Source organism: Candidatus Gastranaerophilales bacterium (assembly GCA_028693235.1).
In the GTDB taxonomy this organism is placed as follows: domain Bacteria; phylum Cyanobacteriota; class Vampirovibrionia; order Gastranaerophilales; family Gastranaerophilaceae; genus JAQUVW01.
The window spans coordinates 34,387-52,448 of record JAQUVW010000006.1 but is presented as its reverse complement, the minus strand read 5'-3'; the positions used below and the strand labels follow the sequence as shown (position 1 = coordinate 52,448).

Below are 18,062 nucleotides of genomic sequence, written 5' to 3'. Positions count from 1 at the left end.
CCTGTTGTGTTAGCAAAAAGTGCACCATTTCCGTTAGCTGTGTTAGCAATGCCTGTTGTGTTTGACAATAAAGCACCCTTACCAACGGCGGTATTCAAATGGGTGTCAAATGAAATTTTTCCGATATTTTTTGTTCCGCTTGATGTTTTTTCTGAAAAATCTATCAATGACCTTTGAATAGTCGGACTGGTTGTAGTAGAAGCAGGAGTCACTATAGAAAGTCTTGCACCAGAGGATCCCGTTGTAGTTGAAGTTGTAGTGTTCCCGTCAGCGTCCGTAGTAGTTGTTGTATAGCTTTGTAAAGGAGCTTTGTTAGCTCCAATTACTGCAGTTTGCGAGTCGCCTAAACCATAATATATGTCAGAGTTATTCTCTGTATATTTCCAAATTTCTTTATCCGTTGTAGTATACTTTTTCGCCACAACAGGGACAATGGCAGATAGCATTAAGCTAACTATCATTAATGTGACTAATGCTTCTGCAATAGAAAATGCTTTTTTATGCCTAAAACGGCATTTAAAATCTTTTTTAATATTCTTCATTGTGCTCTCATAAACTTTCTTTTGTGCAACTTTGCACGCCACGCTAGCCAGACAAATGCATTCCTTTTTACAAAAATCAGGTTAAACACACATTCTAGCAGCTATTAATCCATGATACAAAATCATCCATTTAATGTAAATATACATTTTGCATACTGCCATCATAAAACAGGTATAAATCCAAGCGACACATGGACTTTCAGATTTTAAATCCTCAAAACCCATGTGGTGTCATGTTTTTCATGATTTAAAACCTGCAATCCATGACCACCACATGTTTTGAAGCATATCAAAACCTGAAAATCATGACACCACTAAGCTATAAGACCATTTAAACCTTGGCAACTATGTTACATTTCTTAAAAATATCATACAAAAGTATGATTTTTTACTATTAGATTTAAACCGAATTTTTTGGAAACCTTTCTGTTATTTACCTCTTTTTATTTTTGTAAAAAAAAATCAAAAAATATTTTTATGTTTGCGTTTTTTTACATTTTCATGAGATGATGTATTCGTAGTCAACGAGAATGGAACCATGATTAATAACAACACACGTGCGATTATTCTTGCTGCGGGTAAAGGTACTCGCATGAAATCCGATTTGCCTAAAGTCTTACACCCTATTTTTGACAAACCACTTCTCGGATATGTTTTGGATGCTGTCAATAACACTAAAATCGTCGACGAAAACTATGTCATCGTTGGACATAAAGCTGAACTCGTTGAAAAATACGTCAATGATAATTATACAAATGCTAAATGTATTCTACAAATGCCTCAACTAGGCACCGGGGACGCTGTTCACAAGGCGTATAATGACCTTAAGGATTTTTCGGGCGAAGTTATTATTCTATGTGGAGATGCCCCTCTCATTACTCCTGAAACAATCACTGACTTTATTGAAACTCATAGAAAAAAACATGCTTCTCTAACTGTTATGTCTGCTCTTTTCGATAATCCGACAAACTACGGTAGAATCGTTCGCAATCAAAGTGGCGGCCTTCAAGCTATCGTTGAAGAAAAAGACGCCACTCCTGAACAAAAAAATATAAAAGAAATCAACGCAGGAATATATTGCCTCGACTGGAAAACCATTTCTGCTGCATTCCAAACACTCCAATGCAATAACGCTCAAGGTGAATACTACCTTACAGATATCGTTCAATGGGCTGTCACTCACGGTCTTAAATCTCAATCTTATGTATTGAAAAATAACGAAGAAATCTTCGGCATTAACTCTAAAACTCACCTCGCCGAAGCTACAAAAATTTTAAATAAAAGAATAATCAACAAACATCTTGAAAATGGAGTTACAATTGTTGACCCTGATTCGACATTCATATCCCCTGACACCACTATCGGTGCCGATACAACTATTCTACCGAATGTATATATATCAGGCACAAACACTATCGGTTCAAACTGCAAAATAGGTCCATTCTCTCACCTTCGAGGAGGGGCCGTTATCGGTGATTTCGTTAAAATCGGCAACTTTGTCGAAATTAAAAAATCAACAATAAAAGACCACACCAATGTTTGCCATCTAAGCTACGTCGGCGACAGCGAAATCGGCTCCGGCGTGAATATCGGTGCCGGAACTATTACCGCAAACTACAACCCCATTAACAAAATTAAAAGTAAAACCATCATCAAAGACGGAGCTAACACCGGCTCTAATACTGTCGTCGTTGCCCCCGTCACTATCCACGAAAATGCTTCAATCGGTGCAGGAAGCATCATCACCAAAGACATTGAAGCAGGTGCCCTCGCTATAACAAGAGCACCCCTAAGAGTAATTCAAAACTGGGTAAAATCTAAACTCGCAAAAATTATACACTAATCCAAATAAAAAATGCTTTAGGAGGCAAGAATGGAACTTCAAATGGTATTCCCGCAAGGCGAAAAGACTATTAATCCAACTCATGACATTAAGCTATTCGCAGGCCGTTCAAATGCAAAATTGGCGGAAGAAATAGCTGATTACCTCGGAACTACAGTAGGACCAATGATTATTAAAAATTTTGCAGATGGCGAAATTTACGTCCAAGTTCAGGAAAGTATTAGAGGCGATGACGTTTTTATTATCCAACCTCTTTGCAACCCCGTTAATGAAAATTTAATGGAACTTTTAATTATCATTGATGCTTTTAAACGTGCCAGTGCTAAAACAATTACTGCAGTTATTCCTTATTATGGCTATGCTCGTCAAGATAGAAAAACATCAGGCAGAGAAGCTATTACAGCTAAACTTGTTGCTGACCTTTTAACAACAGCAGGTGCAGACAGAATTTTGGCTATGGATTTGCATACAGGTCAAATTCAAGGCTTCTTCAACATTTTGGTTGACCACATATTTTCAACTCCTGTTATTGTTGATTATGTCAAAAAAATGAATATTTCTGCAAGCGAAATGATTGCTGTCAGCCCAGATGCTGGTGGCGTTGCAAGAACCAGATATTTTGCAAAAGAAATGGGTTGCCCTTTTGCTATCATCGACAAAAGACGTGATAAACACAACGAAGCCGTTGCAACCCACGTTATCGGTGACGTTAAAGACAAAATTTGTATCATGTTTGACGATATTATCGACACCGCAGGTAGCGTATGCGAAGCCGCTAAATTGTTACGACGTGAAGGTGCTAAAGAAGTTTACGTTTGTGCAGCTCACCCTGTTTTCTCAGGTCCTGCATTGAGCAGACTGGAAGAAGCTCCTATCAAAGAAGTTATCGTAACAAACTCTATTCCGCTTGAAAATGTTACTTTGCCGTCTAAAATTACTCAACTCAGTGTAGCTCCTATTTTAGGGGAAGCTATTTCCAGAATCCATGACGATGAGTCTGTAAGCTCATTATTCGGGTTTGAAAAAGAATATAAAAATTAATTTAATTTATTTATATTTATAACAAAAGACCTTCTTTTTGAAAGAGGGTCTTTTTATATTCTGTTTTGTAAAGTATTGTAAACATGTTTTTCTTATCGCTAAAGAGATTGTAACTGAAAGTCGATAGATATAATACGAGATAAAAGGATGTGTGCAATGATTAAAAAAATTACAAACCCAACAAGTAATATATCTGACGGCGTTGAATTTTTACTAAGAGGTGCTAAAAAAAGAAGAGCAATGGCTATTGCCAGTGCTAAAATGATAAACTCAGAAGCGGGAGTGTGTGCAAGACTTGTCGCTGTTAAATAAACTTCGACTTTCGCACAATATCGGTTTGCTATTTCGATAGCTATAAAAAATACTAAGTCTAACCAACTTATGTTCACAAAAGGAACTCGTTAAATTATTGTTTAACGGGTTTTCCTTTTTTTGTATTGGCATTCTTTTGAGAAACAGCTTCGCTTCGATTAATAATAACCAAAACTTCGTCATCACCTGCCATCTTTAAATTATTTCTGGCAATTGCTTCCAAGCTTTTTGATGAGTTAATATTTTCTAATTCTGATTTTAATTTTTTATTTTCTTCAACTGCTTCACTTTTAAGCTGGTTCATCTTCTTTATTTTGCCGTTGTAATTGATACTTTTTGTAATATTCATAAATGCACCGATACCGATTTGTGCAAGACAAATCAATAAAATAAGAGTCAAAAATGAGTATTTAATTCTGATTGAATTTTTTCGTTTTTGATTTTTCACTTGAGTTTGCTCTTTCAAATTAGGATTTTTCATATCAACCCCTATGCTTTAAGCATTATTTAGTAACATTACAATAAGATTATATATTAAACAGATTTGAAGTTCCACTATCCTTGTGTATCATCTTGCCTGTTGAATACAACTACTTTGTTTCTGCCACGATTTTTAGCTTCATACAAAGCTTTATCAGCATTGTGATAAAATTCTTCGGGCGACTCTTTTCCGTCGAAATCGCTCACGCCTATGCTTACTGTAATATTCAAAAAATCAGTATTCGGAACTTTTGCCTCAGTAATGTCCATTTGAGCTTCTTCTATTGCACGGCGAAGTCTTTGTGCAACAAAGCTTGCTTCTTCCAAGGTAGTTTGAGGCAAAATCACGAAAAATTCTTCACCGCCGTACCTTGAAGCAATATCATATTCACGAATTTCTCTTGATATTAAACCTGAAACAGCTTTTAATACGCAGTCGCCTGCTGCATGTCCGTATGTATCATTGACTTTTTTAAAATAATCGACATCAAGCATCATACAACACAAAGGATTATGTTTTCTTCGGCTGGTAGCTATTTCTTGATTTAAACGCATTTCGAACTGACGTCTGTTGTTAAGCCCTGTCAAAGCGTCCAAAGTTGCGTGTTTCAAGACTTCTGCGTAAACATTTGCTCTTTGGAGAGTAACGCTTGATTGTTTGGATAGTTGGACAAGATATTCAATTTCTTTTTGGATAAGCTTGTCTACATTACTATAAGCTACTATTGCACCGAGAATTGTATTTTCACTAATCAAAGGGAAAACCCCGATTTTATGGTTTTCAGATATTATATATTCTGTTCTAAGATTTATTCGTTCAAGCAAAGCCGTAACTTCCCTGTCTTTGCAGGCGTTTGGCCACAACAATTCATATCTTCCTTCTTTGTTTTTTACGAAAATATAAATCAAATGAGCAGAGATAAATCTATCTATCATCTCACCAATTAGCGGAATGATATACGCTAGCTCATATTGGCTCTCGATGATTTTTGCAATATCCTTCATTGCCGCATAGAAGTTCAAACTTATTTCCATTTGGTCTTTTAAAATATGATTCAAAATAACGCTTGATACCTGCATTAGAGCAATATTTAGAACATCTAAGAAATTTGTATTAAAAACAATTGTTTCATCAAGTTTGTTAAACAAAAGTTCAATAACGCCAAAAGCACCGCTCCGTGTTATTAATGGAAAATAAATAACATTTTCTTCTTCGGATAAAGAAGCACACACCTTGTCATAATCTTGCAATTTAAGCTTAAAATCTACAAGCTCAGAATTAAAATAAAATCTATGCTTTTTATCCTTATGAAAAGTCTTAAATATTCTTTCTTTTTCATCATCTTGAGCAGCTGTAGGAGCGACCCAATCTTTTTGAAAATCTCGAAGTCTACCGTATGTTTCATCCCAAAGATAGAAATTGACATGTTTAATCGGAAAATAATTTTTAAATATTTTATTTAAAACAGATACAATTCCCATCGGTTCATCTTCAACCATCAAGGCTTTTGAAACCGACATTAAAAAATCTATATCATTTTGTGTTAGTGATTTTTGTTCAATCATTTTACTTAATTACCTTACATATCCTTGAAATATTTTTGATATGGACAACTTTTTAAGTGTTCCATAAATTCTTTATTCGACTCTTTGCTTACAATAACTTTGCCGTTTTTATACTCTATTTTATCAGGTTCTGTCGCAGTGAAGTCAGTTCTTTCCTTTAAATATTCCATATCGCCTTGATTTATTATGCGTTGCTTAACCTCACTCAAAACGCCATATATATAATTAGTTTTGGTCGTATCACCTGATGAATCCAAAATCATGCCTGCTTTTTCAAACTCAATCAAAGATTCTTTATAAAGTTTCATCGAGCGAAGCAATAAAGCAAGGTTATAGTGAGCTTCATAATTCAAAGGTGCGTATTCAATAGCTCTGCAGTATTCAAGACCAGCATCGCGATAGTTACCCAAAAGATGGTTTGTCAAAGCAAGATTATAGTGAGTATCATAATCTTTTTTTAGAATTTTTTTAGCATGCATGTAAGCATCTTTTGCCATCATAAGATATTGATGGGAAGCTAATGTTTTTTCGCCCATATAAATAGATTTGCCTCTATAAGCGAGCCCTGTATTATAATAGGCAATACCCTTATTGAGTTTTACGCTTGTTACGTTGTTATATATAAAAGGTAAATGTATCAAAAAAGGGTGAGATTCTATGATTTTGCCATACTCTTGGATAGCTTGGTCGTAATTTGCCATTCTTTCAGAAAGAATTATCCCTAAATCCATCCTGCAAGCGAGATAATCAGGAGCGTAATTAAGAGCCTGTTCGTACTCATCAGTTGCGGCATAATAGTTTTCAAAAGCAACATAAATATTACCTAGATTACATCTTGCCTTTGAATGTTCCGGATACCTCCGAAGCCCCATTGAATAGTAGTCTACAGCCTTTTGATATTTTGAGGCACTATAAGCTTTATCGCCTTTGTAAACGAAATAATATCCCCAAACTTTATTATATTGTTTTTCATACCATCCCCAAAATACGAACAAAGACAGCAAAAAAAGTAAAACTATTATCAATAGCACAACTTTTGTAACTGTCTTTTTTAATAAATTGAATATAATATTCACAAATAATCGCCTCGATTGAAATAATTTGAGACCCTATTAATATGATTAGAGCCTCAAATTATCATATTTTTATTTATTGCAGATTAAGTATCAATATTTGTCGCATAAACTGCATTTTGTTCGATGAAATCACGTCTTGGTTCAACTTTATCACCCATTAAAATATCAAATAATTGATCGCAAAGCATCGCATCTTCCATTTTTACTCTTAATAAAGTTCTGCCCGCAGGGTCCATTGTTGTTTCCCACAATTGCTGAGGCATCATCTCACCTAAACCTTTGAACCTTTGTAGAGCAATGCCTTTTTTGCCTCTTTCTTCAATTATTCTTTGAAGATCAGCAAAAGATGTAATTTTAACTTCTTCTGTGCCCAAATCTAGTATTAATGTTTTTTCTTCTTCAATCAAGAAATTTCTAATTAAAGGATAAGAAGCTTTGATTTTCTTGTACTCAGTTGATTTAACAAGATTTGAAGTAAGCAAAATTGGTTCAGCACCTTCGCCTAAATCAAGATTAATACCGTATTTTGCAGTATCGGCATTATATTTCAACGTTGTAATGTAATTTTTTGCATCTTCGATACCGTAGTTATCAGCGTGGTCTTTAATATAATGTTGAAGATATTCGTTAATTTTTTCCATTTTTTCTTTGTCAGAAAAATCATCAACCTCAGCTTCAGAACGAACCAAACCTCTTATTACGACAGAAGGAATAGCATTAATAATAGGACTGTTAAAGGAATTATAGTAACTTGACATATTTCCAAGCAAAGTAACCAATTCTTCGTTTGTGCAAGATTTTGCTTTTGCTTTATCAAATAGTCCGAGCCCTTTAACACCACGCTCATTAAGCATGATATCCAACGCTCTGTCGTCGTATAAATATTCTGATGTTTTGCCAATTGTAATTTTATACAAAGGCGGTTGTGCAATATATACATATCCGTTTTCTAAAAGCGGACGAGCATATCTGAAGAAGAACGTCAACATCAAAGTTCTAATGTGAGCACCATCAACATCAGCATCGGTCATTATGATAATTTTATGATATCTGATTTTGTCGAGTTCGACTTCTTCGTGGTTTTTACTGATATTTACACCGATAGCTTGGAGCATGGATTGAATTTCGTTATTGTTGTATATTCTGTCCAATCTTGCTTTTTCAACATTCAAGATTTTACCTCTCAAAGGTAAAATTGCTTGGAATTTTCTGTTTCTGCCTTGTTTTGCAGAACCTCCCGCAGAATCACCCTCGACTATATATAGCTCACATTTATCAGGTTCTCTGCTAGAGCAGTCAGCAAGTTTACCGGGTAGCGTTGAATTTTCAAGAACAGTTTTTCTTCTTGTAAGTTCTCTTGCTTTTCTTGCAGCTTCTCTTGCTCTTTGAGCTTGCAATGTTTTTTCAATGATAGTTTTTGCATATTTAGGGTTGAATTCAAGCCATTCTTGAAACTTATCCCTAACCACATCATTTACAGCACCTTGAACTTCTGCATTCCCCAATTTTTCTTTAGTTTGACCTTCAAATTGAGGATTTGCAAGTTTAACAGAAACTATAGCGGTCAAACCTTCTCTAACATCATCACCGGAAAGATTAGACTCAGAGTCTTTTAATATGTTGTTTTTTCTCGCATAATCGTTCAAAACACGTGTAATAGCGTTTCTAAAACCTGTCAAATGAGTACCGCCATTGTGAGTATTGATGTTATTTGCGAAGCTCAAAACAGATTCATTGTAAGCATCTGTATATTGCATTGCAATTTCAACATTCATTCCGTCGACTGTTTTGTCCATATATACAGGAGGATTAAACATAACTTCTTTATTTTTGTTCAAGAATTCAACATAGCTACCAATTCCGCCCTCAAAGTGAAAAACTTCTTCTTTACCTGTTTTTGCATCTATAAAGGAAATTTTCAAGCCTTTGTTCAAGAAAGCCATTTCTCTGAGTCTTGTAGCGATTACATCTCTATCGAATTGAGTAGTTTCGGTGAAGATTTCAGGATCAGGCCAAAAAGTAGATTTAGTACCTGTTTTTTCAGTTTCTCTAGTTTTCTCAACGGGACCAATAGGCTCGCCTCTAAGGTATTCTTGTCTATGAACAAATCCGCTTCTTGAAACTTCAACGACCATTTTTTCAGAAAGTGCATTTACAACAGACGCACCAACGCCGTGAAGACCACCTGACACTTTATATCCGCCGTCGCCGAATTTTCCGCCTGCGTGCAATACAGTGTGAACAATTTCAAGAGCAGATTTACCTGTTTCAGCTTTGATATCAACAGGAATACCACGCCCATCATCTTCAACAGTGACGCTTTCATCCTTATTTATTGTAACTTTGATATGTTTACAGTATCCTGCTAAAGATTCATCGATTGAATTATCAACGATTTCATATATACAGTGATGAAGACCTCTTTGGCTTGTAGAACCGATATACATACCCGGTCTTAATCTTACAGCCTCTAAGCCTTCCAAAACTCTAATATTACTGGAATCATAATTTGTATTTGATTGTGTTACCATGCCTTACCCCAATTTTCTAACTATATAAATACATTGTAATACAAAAACAACATTTTATCTAATTATTTAAGGGTTTGTAACACAAACAAGAGTAAGTTACATGGCATTTTTTCTAAGGACAGAGAGCCCTGCTTTGATATAATTTTTCAGCTCTTGAAAGCTTTTGAGTGTCATTAGTTTTTTCAAGATATAACTGGGTCTTAGGTAGAATTTCTTCATAGCTTTTTTATATAAAACATCAACTTCTTCTTTTGACAAAAAATGGGTTTTTATCGTAGCTGTCGAGTAACTATTTTTGTAAACAGATAATTGAGACAAATCTTCAAGATTGTTTTGTTTTACGTAATCATAGAATCTGCTTCCTTTAAAAGGTACTGCAACATAATAACTTACATAGTCGCATTCTGACTTGATTGAAAAATCTATTGTGGCATTTATGTGAGATTTATTTTCCCAAGGAAGCCCCAAAACAAAATAGCCGTATATCTCAAGCCCTGCTTTTTTTGCAACTTTTATTGCATCTTTTGACTTTTCTAAGGTCAAACCTTTTCCCATTTTGTCCAATATTTCTTGCGAACCGCTTTCAAACCCCATGCTTACGAGCCTGCATCCTGATTTGTACATTTTTTTTGCGAGTTCCTCATCAAATAAATCAGCACGTGTATTTGAACTCCAAGTTATTTTGACTCCTGATGATATAATCTCATCGCACAAACGGAGCACCCAAGCTTTATCAAAGTCAAATATATCAGACCAAAACACAAAATTTGTTATATTGTATTTTTCAACACATTCTTTTATTTCCTGCATAATATTTTGTGGGCTACGCATTCTGACTTTTGCACCAGAAACCGGCGTTGCCAAACAAAAAAAGCAATGAAAAGGACAACCTCTTGCAACTTTTATTATTGTTTGGATATTTGAATTGTCGGGTCTTGTATATTTAGTGTTATCCACCAAATTCCTCGCAGGAAAGGGAAGCTCATCAAGATTTTGAATAAAGGGTCTTTCCTCATTTTCTATAACTTCTTGATTTTCTCTAAACAAAAGCCCCTTAATGCTTTTAGAAATACCGTTTTTCAACAAATCATCAAAAGTTGCCTCTGTTTCACCCTTTATTATGCAATCTATTGAGGGCTGTTTATTAAGAAAATTTTTTGCATAAAGCAAAAAATACGCTCCCATTGCAATCGTTAGGGTATCTTTATTTATACTTTTTACAACATCAAAAGCCACGCAATCACTGTTTGCCGTAGGCGTTGCGACATTTGAGATTACAATATCCGGTTTAAATTCGAGTAAATCTTTTTTTAAATCTTCAAGTGTTTCATTTTCGCAAGAATAATCCTTAATTTTGCACTCAAAACCGTTATTTTCGGCAACCGCAGCCAAATACATAAGCTCAATCGGTGGCAATTTGGGGATTATAACCAAATTGTCTAACAATTGCTGACATCTTCCCTCTCTATTCATCGGAGGAGATGGCGGATATATTAATAAAACTTTCTTCATAACATATTTTTAACATAGAAATGAAATATTATAAAAGTAAATCGAACATTTATCGACGAATTTGCTTTCCATCCATTATTTGTTTTTGAAGATTTTCAATCATTTCTCTAATATTTTTCAAACAAGTTTCAGAAGCCAAAAAAGAATTATCTCCTCGCTCCAAATGCTGTAATTTTGCTTCATGCCAGTTTTTTGCATTTATCAAATAACTGACCTGCTTTTTCATATCAGCAACTTCTTTGGGCGTTTTTATGAAGTAATCTGAATTTTTTGCTGCTTTTAACATGGCATTTTTTATTACCCTGCTTTTTAAAACGCTTGCATGATATAAAGGATTTAACATCTGTATTTTCATAATATTAAAAAGTCTTCTAAATATTATTTTTGACTATTTTATACCATTTATTAAGATTTTTTTTAATTTATTTTTATTAACATCAAAAAGCGAAACCAAAATCTTTGTTATATCTTTATCCGAAAAATCTTCTTTCTTCAAGAGCGAAACCTTTTCAAATAACTCAGAATAATCAACATCGTGCGTTTTTTCTTTATAAATCATTCCAACGATTTCACCTTTTAAAACATTACTGGAGAAATAACCGATAATCTCGTCGACCGTCCCTTTTTTGACTTCTTCATACACCTTTGTAAGTTCTCTGCCAATAGCAACGATAACATCGCCACCTCTTACAATCTTGACAGCTTTGAGCGTTTCCAACAATCTGTTTGGCGATTCATAAAAAACAGTATTAATATTTTTATATTTGAGCAAACAATCCTCTAATTGCTTTTCAGTTTTTGGCAAAAAACCGGCAAAGGCAAACGGTTCTTCATCTCTGCTAACGCCTGATAAAAAAGTTGTAATCGCACTTGCACCGGGTATCATATTTATTTTAATATTGCATTTTTCAAGTTCATCGAAAAGAACGCACCCGGGGTCTGAAACCCCTGGCGTACCGGCATCTGACACAAGTGCTACCGATTGCCCGTTTTGTAAAAAATTTATTATTTTTTCACTGCATTGGCGTTCATTAAACTTATGATAATCAAACAAATTCGCATTTATATCATACCTTTCCAGAAGTTTTTTTGTAACACGAGTATCCTCGCAAGCCACGTAATCCACTGATTTCAACACCTCTAAAGCTCTTAAAGTAATATCTTTAAGATTGCCGATAGGGGTTGCAACTACATAGAATGAAGCATTTTCCATCAGTTAAATACTAATCCTTTTTGAAACGAGAATAGGATTTGTCATCAAATTTGCAAATGTTTTATAAAGTCCTGTAATTTCAAGTATCTGGCTAACTTCTGGTTTTACATTTTCTATTTTAATTTTTTTCTTATTTAGAATTGCAACTTTTTGTATATCCAAAAGAGTAGTTATATCTCTAAGTTCAAGTGCTGTAACGTTCGAGAAATCTATAAATATTTCATCAGTCGAATCAATAGAAATATCATCAATACAAAATCTGTTATTAAAAAGCTTTTTCGCCTCTATAGTTTGCAACTTTACCCCAATATCTCGTTTTAATATACTTACAATTGCTCAACAATTTGTTGCACAACATATACATATAATATAGCTAAACATACCACATTGCAAGTCAGTTCATGATTGTTTACAAAACTCCTGAAAAGCAACAGCGGAGCAATAAAAAAGCAATGCTAAAGCATTGCTAAATATGTTGAGTATCGTCTAAATTAATCTATTTTAAAGCTAACCGTTTGCTTGAACTCTTTGAAGATTAGACTTCAATTCTTGAGCAAGGTCGGCTCTTCCGTTTTTTTCATATATTCTTGACATTGATTCTAAAAATTTCAAACTATCAACATTTCTGGTGCCACCTATAGCTTTTAATGGTTCAGGCTTAATGGGTTGAGCCATCGCAGGCTTTTGAGCAACTTTTTGAGAATTCAAATGTTTTGCCCCACCTTGCATTTGTAATTTTTTTGCAAGTTCCATTCTTTGAGCATTGGTGAGCCTTTGAGGTGCTTTATATGCTGGCTTTTGAATAGGTGGTTGAACTTTTTTAGTCGGAGCAGAAGCTCTCAATGGTTTCCTTGATGAAAGTCCTGTTATTTGTGATGTGTAAGGATTTCTTTGGCTGTTTTGATAAGCTTTCAATCCATAGTTAATAGATGGCGTATTGTTTTGTACAACTCTGTCGCCAAGAGCTTGATTTCTTAAAGTAGGAGCTTGAGAAGCTAAAGACAGTTGCTCTCTCATATCCATTTCTCTTGATTTCAAACTTTGAGCAAGACCTATTTTCATTTCTTCTTCTTTTGAAGATGATTTTAACAATTTCAAACCAAAAGCAATTATCAACAAGAACAAAGCTCCCATTGCTAAAATCTTTTTGTTTAGACCAAATACATACCTAAAAATAGACCCCAAGACAGGTTTCGCAGCCAAAACAGAACCGGCAGCCATAGACATAGCCGTTTCAAATAAACCATTCGGCTCAACATCATCAAAATTCTCATTTTGATTGTAAATTGGAGCATAAGAGTCAACTGGTCTACCGAGTTCAATTGATTTTTCAGTATTTAGTTTTTTAGAAGTAGTTTGAGCCAAAGCCACAGGAACAAAGCTTACAGTGTTTGCTGAAATATTTTTTCCCTGAATTGTAATTCTTGTAGAATCGTCACCTTCCGGTTGAATCATAACGTTGTCTACATCAGGAACATTGTTATATGTGGTTCCTATAGAATCACTGGGTAAAAGCCCCTTGACGATTAGAGATATATCGTTTTCAGATTCAACTATTTTGCGAACATCAGTTGATTTATCTGCTTTTAAAACAATTTGATAGCCATTGTCTCCGTTTTTAATCTCAACATTTGAAATCGTATTATCAGCGGCCATTGCAGCTAAATTAGTAATGCAAACGCAAGCAAGCCCTAAAATCATTGCTTTTAACGTTTTTACGATATTCGATTTACCTCTCATATACCCTACACTCCTCGGGACTTTACTCAACTATTTTCTGTGTTCTATCTGAACCACACTTTAAATATAAAGGTTAAATGTTGTATTGACATCAATCTACAGGTCAAATTATCGACATTGACCATCTGGTCTATTTTTAGTATTTTAAAATCTTTAAAAAAGTGCTACAATTGAGTTCCAAAAGGAAATTTGTGACTATTAATCAGGAGAAAGTTATGCTATCTTTTTTGTTTAAAAAAGCGACACCCGATAAATGCAAGGAAATTAATGCTCAATACAAAAAGCTTAAAGATTTATATGATTATAATTCTATTTCTGATGATAGAAAAACTTACCTAAAAGATACGATAGAAAAATTCGGATATCTTCCGTATCCACATATTAAAGCATTAGAAGAACTTTCACCTGCTGAAGTTTTATATGGACTTGAAGTCAAATGGAACCTTAATAATATTTTTGAAAACAACTCTTTCAACTTTACGAATGAAGAAATAAGTCCCGTTTCAAGAGCTAATATAAACAATTCTGACTGGATAAAAAGAGAACAACACAACATAAAACTTGTTAATTTGGCAGCATTGGGCGATGGAAACAAAACTCATGAAGTAGGAAAATTTATAGATTGGCTAAGACAAATATTGATTTTGCCTTCAGGAAGTATTGACAACAGCGTTTTGGCAACAACGATGTATTTAATCCCGTTCCATCCGAGAGAATTCGGCTGTGCGTACCTTCCGACAAGCTCTAGCGTAAGCCCGAACCTTGAAGACAAAGATATAAAATCAACCCTAGACCTTGACGCAAAAGCTCAAGTTCAACTTTTTATCTCCATTGCTCAACTTGCAGGACACCCTGTTATATATGATGTTTTGCCCCAAACAGGAAGATATTCGAAACTTGTATTGTCAAACCCTCAAATTGCAAGATGGTTTGATGTAAATCAGCTCATAGAATCAATTTCGAAAGAAGCTGACAAGATAGCTTTCGACCTAAATAATGACTATGACCCGGAAGATGTTGAAATTGTAAAAACAATTTATAAAAATGCACTCAAAAACGGCTCTGATGATGTCGGTGAATTTTATAAAGAAATTTATCGTAAAATGAACGACTCTTTGTTAGAAAAGAAAAAAATGCTTTCTACAAAAATGCTTTCAAAAGCTGAACAAATCAAGCTTCATAAAAGAGCGAAAGATATTATTGCGAATGCTCACGGCGTAAAGCCCAATAAAATCGCCACTGAAAGCGATATTACAAATCAAGGACAAGCAATTCAAGATTTGATAAAAGAAGGCTTATGGCCTGCACCGGGTGGAGCATGGTGCTCATCAGGCATTCCAATTTTTGACAAAATGGCTGATTGCGGAAGCTTCCCATCATTCTTGCATTTTAATTATTTAGATGAAAATGTAACACATTTTGCAAATTTAGACTGTCAAACTCCATACTATTTCGTTTTCTTAGAAAATGGCGAATATAACCACCCCGTAATCGATTTTTACATCAACAAACTCAAGGAACTTCAAGAAGATTACAACTTTGACGGCATTAGAGTCGACCACATCGACCACGTTGTTGACGAAGTATCAGAAAAAGCAGGTGTCCCGATAAGCTACAGAGCACCAAGAATTGTTCTCGGAAAAGCTAACAAAGCGTTAAAAGAGAAAAAACCGCATTTTGCCGTACTAGCAGAATATATGCTCGGCGGACACTATTATAAAGAGTACCACGAGGAAATGGCGTTTGATATTTTGTGGGGAAATGACATCATCGCCCAATGCGAAAAAAATCCGAACAAAATCATTGAAGATAACCAAGATTTAGAAGAATTCAATGCTGAAAATGTAAAAAAACCTAAACTTTCAATATTAAAAACCTACAATAACCAAGACGGTGAATTTAGAGCTATTGACCAATACCCAGGTCAATTAAGTGCAGAAGGTGCATTGTTCAAATGGTTCAAAATAAAATTTATCCCCGGAGGAAAATCCGCCGAACGCCCTGCTATGTATGTTGACGGAGATGAATCATTTACAAGAATAGGTATAGAAAGCACTATAGGTTCTGAAATTTCCCTACCGAGAGCAAAAAACTATGAATTCTATGAAAAATTTGACGCTATAAATAGATTTGCTTTAAATTGCGATTTGACTCGTGACGGGGAGGCCCAAATTATAACCCAAGAAGATGAAGGCTTTGTCAGCTGGATGATTAACAAAGACCCATCTAAAGAAACATTGCTCATTGTTGCAAACTATCAACCGCCTACAGAAAAAATATCACACCAACTTGAAGACGGCTCAATGGAATGCTCAATAAAAGAGGGAGAATCTGTTTATAACAAATCAATACAGGTTCCCGGGGATTATACAATCAAAACCGAAATCGTCTACAATCCTGAACAAAAAGACTTTATAGAACAAGATATTGCAACAGAAAATAACACCTTATACTTTGAAGAACTAAAGCCCAGTGAATATAAAATCTTCAAACTATTAAGATAAAACCTACATAAAGAAAAGATTAAAATTGCCCTCTTCAGGTGCAATTTTTATCTCATTGCCCCTGATTGCGTGAGCAATATATACCAAAAACTTTTTTGGTGGGATTTTCTTGAACGTATTGCCGTCCATTTTGACAGGAGAAACAATATTTATTTTGTTTCCATCAACATCTTTTGTCACGAAATTTACCATACTTATTTCTGCTGTATCAGCACACCAGCCGTTTTCGTGGTAAAAATCAACATATCCTAAAATTTTTGTGTCTTTTTTAATATACAAATTGCCATCTTTGTAGACATCATGAACTACTTTAAAAGGAACGGCATCACCGACTTCTAATTGGTCCCTTGTTGTTAATATTTTTTCAGCAGGAGTGATTTTTATGGACAACCGGTCTGCAAAAGCTGGAACTCCAACAAAGAACAACATTATTAATATAAAAATTTTTTTCATTAATTAACCTCTAAAAAAACTGTAAAAATATCTTTTTTGGGACGTAAAAAAGCTTCTCCCCCACGAATTAAAAAGAATCCCCAATCCGACAAATTCGGATGGTCATTTCCTTTTTTCAAAATGACGCCCTTCAGTTTAATACTCTCGCCATTTGAGCCACAAACCCTCAATTGGTCAATATAAAGACTTGCGACTTTTCCATAATAATCATTTTCTTCTCTTGAGGCAAGCATGCCAGAAGCGACAGCATTTTTGTTTATTGTAAGATTTTTGTATGTAACTGTTTGTTTTACTTTAAATTTAATAATATCGCCTTCTTGAGGGACATCAGAAGTAGTAGATAAGGTAACCTCGGGGGAAAGCAAAACGGGTATATCCTTACTAAAAGCAGGCTGAGCAAGGAAAATGGCTATAAATGACCAAAATATAAGAAATTTTTTCATTATATTTCTTCATTTCTATATTTTTTAGCTTTCATTTTTTGTTCAAAAGCTCTGATATCTTTGGCAGATGAATATTTAAAGTTGACATAATAGATATTTGAATCCAATTGCGAATCCAAGGCTTGCGGATATTTATTATAAATATACTTATACATTTTCATCAATCTTTTTGAGCCGATTGGATGAGTATTCCAAAATCCCCAATCTGATTGAGGTTCAGGGAATACTTTATTTGCAACAATAAGCCCTGCTAAAGGGTTGTAACCTGCTTTTGCCATCAAATCCAAACCGATTAAATCAGCTTTGTATTCGTATGATTTACTATTAAATTTCATAGAAATCCATTTGAAGCAACCGCCATAAGCATCTAGAGAGTGGGCTATTTCATGCGAAATAATATATGCAAGTTCGTCATCTGAATCCACATAAGGCAAAAATCCTTGAGATATATGGACATCTTTTGTTCTCAAATAGGCAAATGCGTTGATAACTTTAGGAGTTCTGTCATAAAGTACGGGAACTCTCTTATCTAACTTGTTTGCATTAATAATCTTTGAGCTTACAGCAAGAATTTTTTGCTCAGCTTTTCCATTTTTTTGCCAAAAGTTATCCATATTAACATTAGACTCAACAATCACGTCAGCAAACGCCAAATTAACAGTAAAAAAGAGCCCCAATAACAATAATAAAAACTTTTTCATACATTTATCCTTAAAAATCATATATACAAGAATTATTATACAATTTTTCCCATAATGTGTAAATAAAGAGGAAGCAAACATTGCTTCCTCTTTATATTCTTTATT

The 18,062-nt window shown here is 34.5% G+C and carries 17 protein-coding genes; 4 read left to right on the top strand and 13 right to left on the bottom strand.

The window, feature by feature from the left end; translation table 11 throughout:
• Positions 1–542, bottom strand: a 542-nt coding sequence (locus PHV37_10165) for a hypothetical protein (protein MDD3238445.1), incomplete at its 3' end; no start/stop codon positions are given.
• A 538-nt stretch (positions 543–1,080) separates the two neighbouring features.
• Here PHV37_10165 and PHV37_10160 point away from each other — a divergent pair.
• The 3 genes from PHV37_10160 to PHV37_10150 all read left to right on the top strand — a co-directional run bounded on the left by PHV37_10160 (position 1,081) and on the right by PHV37_10150 (position 3,738).
• Positions 1,081–2,385, top strand: coding sequence for a sugar phosphate nucleotidyltransferase (locus PHV37_10160; protein ID MDD3238444.1), 1,305 nt, complete (start codon positions 1,081–1,083; stop codon positions 2,383–2,385).
• A 42-nt stretch (positions 2,386–2,427) separates the two neighbouring features.
• Complete coding sequence (locus PHV37_10155; protein ID MDD3238443.1) at positions 2,428–3,426, top strand: ribose-phosphate pyrophosphokinase; 999 nt, start codon at positions 2,428–2,430, stop codon at positions 3,424–3,426.
• A gap of 156 nt (positions 3,427–3,582) precedes the next feature.
• Positions 3,583–3,738: a hypothetical protein gene (locus PHV37_10150; protein ID MDD3238442.1), complete on the top strand. Its 156-nt coding sequence runs from the start codon at positions 3,583–3,585 to the stop codon at positions 3,736–3,738.
• Between the two features lie 94 nt (positions 3,739–3,832).
• Here PHV37_10150 and PHV37_10145 read toward each other — a convergent pair whose 3' ends face one another.
• The 9 genes from PHV37_10145 to PHV37_10105 form a co-directional block, all read right to left on the bottom strand.
• A complete protein-coding gene (locus PHV37_10145) occupies positions 3,833–4,219 on the bottom strand; it encodes a septum formation initiator family protein (GenBank protein MDD3238441.1) in 387 nt (128 codons plus the stop codon).
• 74 nt (positions 4,220–4,293) lie between these two features.
• Positions 4,294–5,784: a GGDEF domain-containing protein gene (locus tag PHV37_10140; GenBank protein ID MDD3238440.1), complete on the bottom strand. Its 1,491-nt coding sequence runs from the start codon at positions 5,782–5,784 to the stop codon at positions 4,294–4,296.
• A 14-nt stretch (positions 5,785–5,798) separates the two neighbouring features.
• Positions 5,799–6,860, bottom strand: coding sequence for a tetratricopeptide repeat protein (locus tag PHV37_10135; GenBank protein MDD3238439.1), 1,062 nt, complete (start codon positions 6,858–6,860; stop codon positions 5,799–5,801).
• Positions 6,861–6,943: 83 nt separating this feature from the next.
• Entirely contained in the window at positions 6,944–9,391 is a 2,448-nt protein-coding gene (gyrB, locus tag PHV37_10130) for a DNA topoisomerase (ATP-hydrolyzing) subunit B (GenBank protein MDD3238438.1), read from the bottom strand.
• Positions 9,392–9,487: 96 nt separating this feature from the next.
• Positions 9,488–10,903 (bottom strand): radical SAM protein, encoded by a 1,416-nt coding sequence (locus PHV37_10125; protein ID MDD3238437.1) that lies wholly within the window; start codon positions 10,901–10,903, stop codon positions 9,488–9,490.
• A gap of 49 nt (positions 10,904–10,952) precedes the next feature.
• Positions 10,953–11,189 carry a hypothetical protein gene (locus PHV37_10120; protein MDD3238436.1) on the bottom strand — a complete coding sequence of 79 codons (237 nt, stop codon included), beginning with the start codon at positions 11,187–11,189 and terminating at the stop codon, positions 10,953–10,955.
• Positions 11,190–11,291: 102 nt separating this feature from the next.
• On the bottom strand, positions 11,292–12,116 hold the full coding sequence (gene rsmI / locus PHV37_10115) for a 16S rRNA (cytidine(1402)-2'-O)-methyltransferase (protein ID MDD3238435.1): 825 nt from the start codon (positions 12,114–12,116) through the stop codon (positions 11,292–11,294).
• Between the two features lie 3 nt (positions 12,117–12,119).
• Positions 12,120–12,413: a hypothetical protein gene (locus PHV37_10110; GenBank protein ID MDD3238434.1), complete on the bottom strand. Its 294-nt coding sequence runs from the start codon at positions 12,411–12,413 to the stop codon at positions 12,120–12,122.
• A 210-nt stretch (positions 12,414–12,623) separates the two neighbouring features.
• Entirely contained in the window at positions 12,624–13,856 is a 1,233-nt protein-coding gene (locus tag PHV37_10105) for a hypothetical protein (protein MDD3238433.1), read from the bottom strand.
• A gap of 215 nt (positions 13,857–14,071) precedes the next feature.
• On the opposite strand from PHV37_10105, the gene PHV37_10100 reads away from it, so the two are divergent.
• Positions 14,072–16,360: a hypothetical protein gene (locus tag PHV37_10100; GenBank protein MDD3238432.1), complete on the top strand. Its 2,289-nt coding sequence runs from the start codon at positions 14,072–14,074 to the stop codon at positions 16,358–16,360.
• A 3-nt stretch (positions 16,361–16,363) separates the two neighbouring features.
• On the opposite strand, the gene PHV37_10095 is transcribed toward PHV37_10100, so the two are convergent.
• Genes PHV37_10095 through PHV37_10085 form a run of 3 tightly spaced genes read right to left on the bottom strand, consistent with a single transcriptional unit; the run spans position 16,364 to position 17,957 of the window.
• Positions 16,364–16,813 (bottom strand): hypothetical protein, encoded by a 450-nt coding sequence (locus tag PHV37_10095; GenBank protein ID MDD3238431.1) that lies wholly within the window; start codon positions 16,811–16,813, stop codon positions 16,364–16,366.
• Positions 16,813–17,256 carry a hypothetical protein gene (locus PHV37_10090; protein ID MDD3238430.1) on the bottom strand — a complete coding sequence of 148 codons (444 nt, stop codon included), beginning with the start codon at positions 17,254–17,256 and terminating at the stop codon, positions 16,813–16,815. Before PHV37_10090 ends, PHV37_10095 begins: the two co-directional genes overlap by 1 nt.
• Positions 17,256–17,957 carry a M48 family metalloprotease gene (locus PHV37_10085; protein MDD3238429.1) on the bottom strand — a complete coding sequence of 234 codons (702 nt, stop codon included), beginning with the start codon at positions 17,955–17,957 and terminating at the stop codon, positions 17,256–17,258. Before PHV37_10085 ends, PHV37_10090 begins: the two co-directional genes overlap by 1 nt.
• Between the last annotated feature and the right edge of the window lie 105 nt (positions 17,958–18,062).

What these genes read in the sequence shown, in the direction of transcription:
- PHV37_10160 (MDD3238444.1), top strand. Translation starts at nt 1,081, where the DNA reads ATGATTAATAACAACACACGTGCGATTATTCTTGCTGCGGGTAAAGGT.
- PHV37_10155 (MDD3238443.1), top strand. Translation starts at nt 2,428, where the DNA reads ATGGTATTCCCGCAAGGCGAAAAGACTATTAATCCAACTCATGACATT.
- PHV37_10150 (MDD3238442.1), top strand. Translation starts at nt 3,583, where the DNA reads ATGATTAAAAAAATTACAAACCCAACAAGTAATATATCTGACGGCGTT.
- PHV37_10145 (MDD3238441.1), bottom strand. Translation starts at nt 4,219, where the DNA reads ATGAAAAATCCTAATTTGAAAGAGCAAACTCAAGTGAAAAATCAAAAA.
- PHV37_10140 (MDD3238440.1), bottom strand. Translation starts at nt 5,784, where the DNA reads ATGATTGAACAAAAATCACTAACACAAAATGATATAGATTTTTTAATG.
- gyrB (MDD3238438.1), bottom strand. Translation starts at nt 9,391, where the DNA reads ATGGTAACACAATCAAATACAAATTATGATTCCAGTAATATTAGAGTT.
- PHV37_10125 (MDD3238437.1), bottom strand. Translation starts at nt 10,903, where the DNA reads ATGAAGAAAGTTTTATTAATATATCCGCCATCTCCTCCGATGAATAGA.
- PHV37_10120 (MDD3238436.1), bottom strand. Translation starts at nt 11,189, where the DNA reads ATGTTAAAAGCAGCAAAAAATTCAGATTACTTCATAAAAACGCCCAAA.
- rsmI (MDD3238435.1), bottom strand. Translation starts at nt 12,116, where the DNA reads ATGGAAAATGCTTCATTCTATGTAGTTGCAACCCCTATCGGCAATCTT.
- PHV37_10105 (MDD3238433.1), bottom strand. Translation starts at nt 13,856, where the DNA reads ATGAGAGGTAAATCGAATATCGTAAAAACGTTAAAAGCAATGATTTTA.
- PHV37_10100 (MDD3238432.1), top strand. Translation starts at nt 14,072, where the DNA reads ATGCTATCTTTTTTGTTTAAAAAAGCGACACCCGATAAATGCAAGGAA.
- PHV37_10095 (MDD3238431.1), bottom strand. Translation starts at nt 16,813, where the DNA reads ATGAAAAAAATTTTTATATTAATAATGTTGTTCTTTGTTGGAGTTCCA.
- PHV37_10090 (MDD3238430.1), bottom strand. Translation starts at nt 17,256, where the DNA reads ATGAAAAAATTTCTTATATTTTGGTCATTTATAGCCATTTTCCTTGCT.
- PHV37_10085 (MDD3238429.1), bottom strand. Translation starts at nt 17,957, where the DNA reads ATGAAAAAGTTTTTATTATTGTTATTGGGGCTCTTTTTTACTGTTAAT.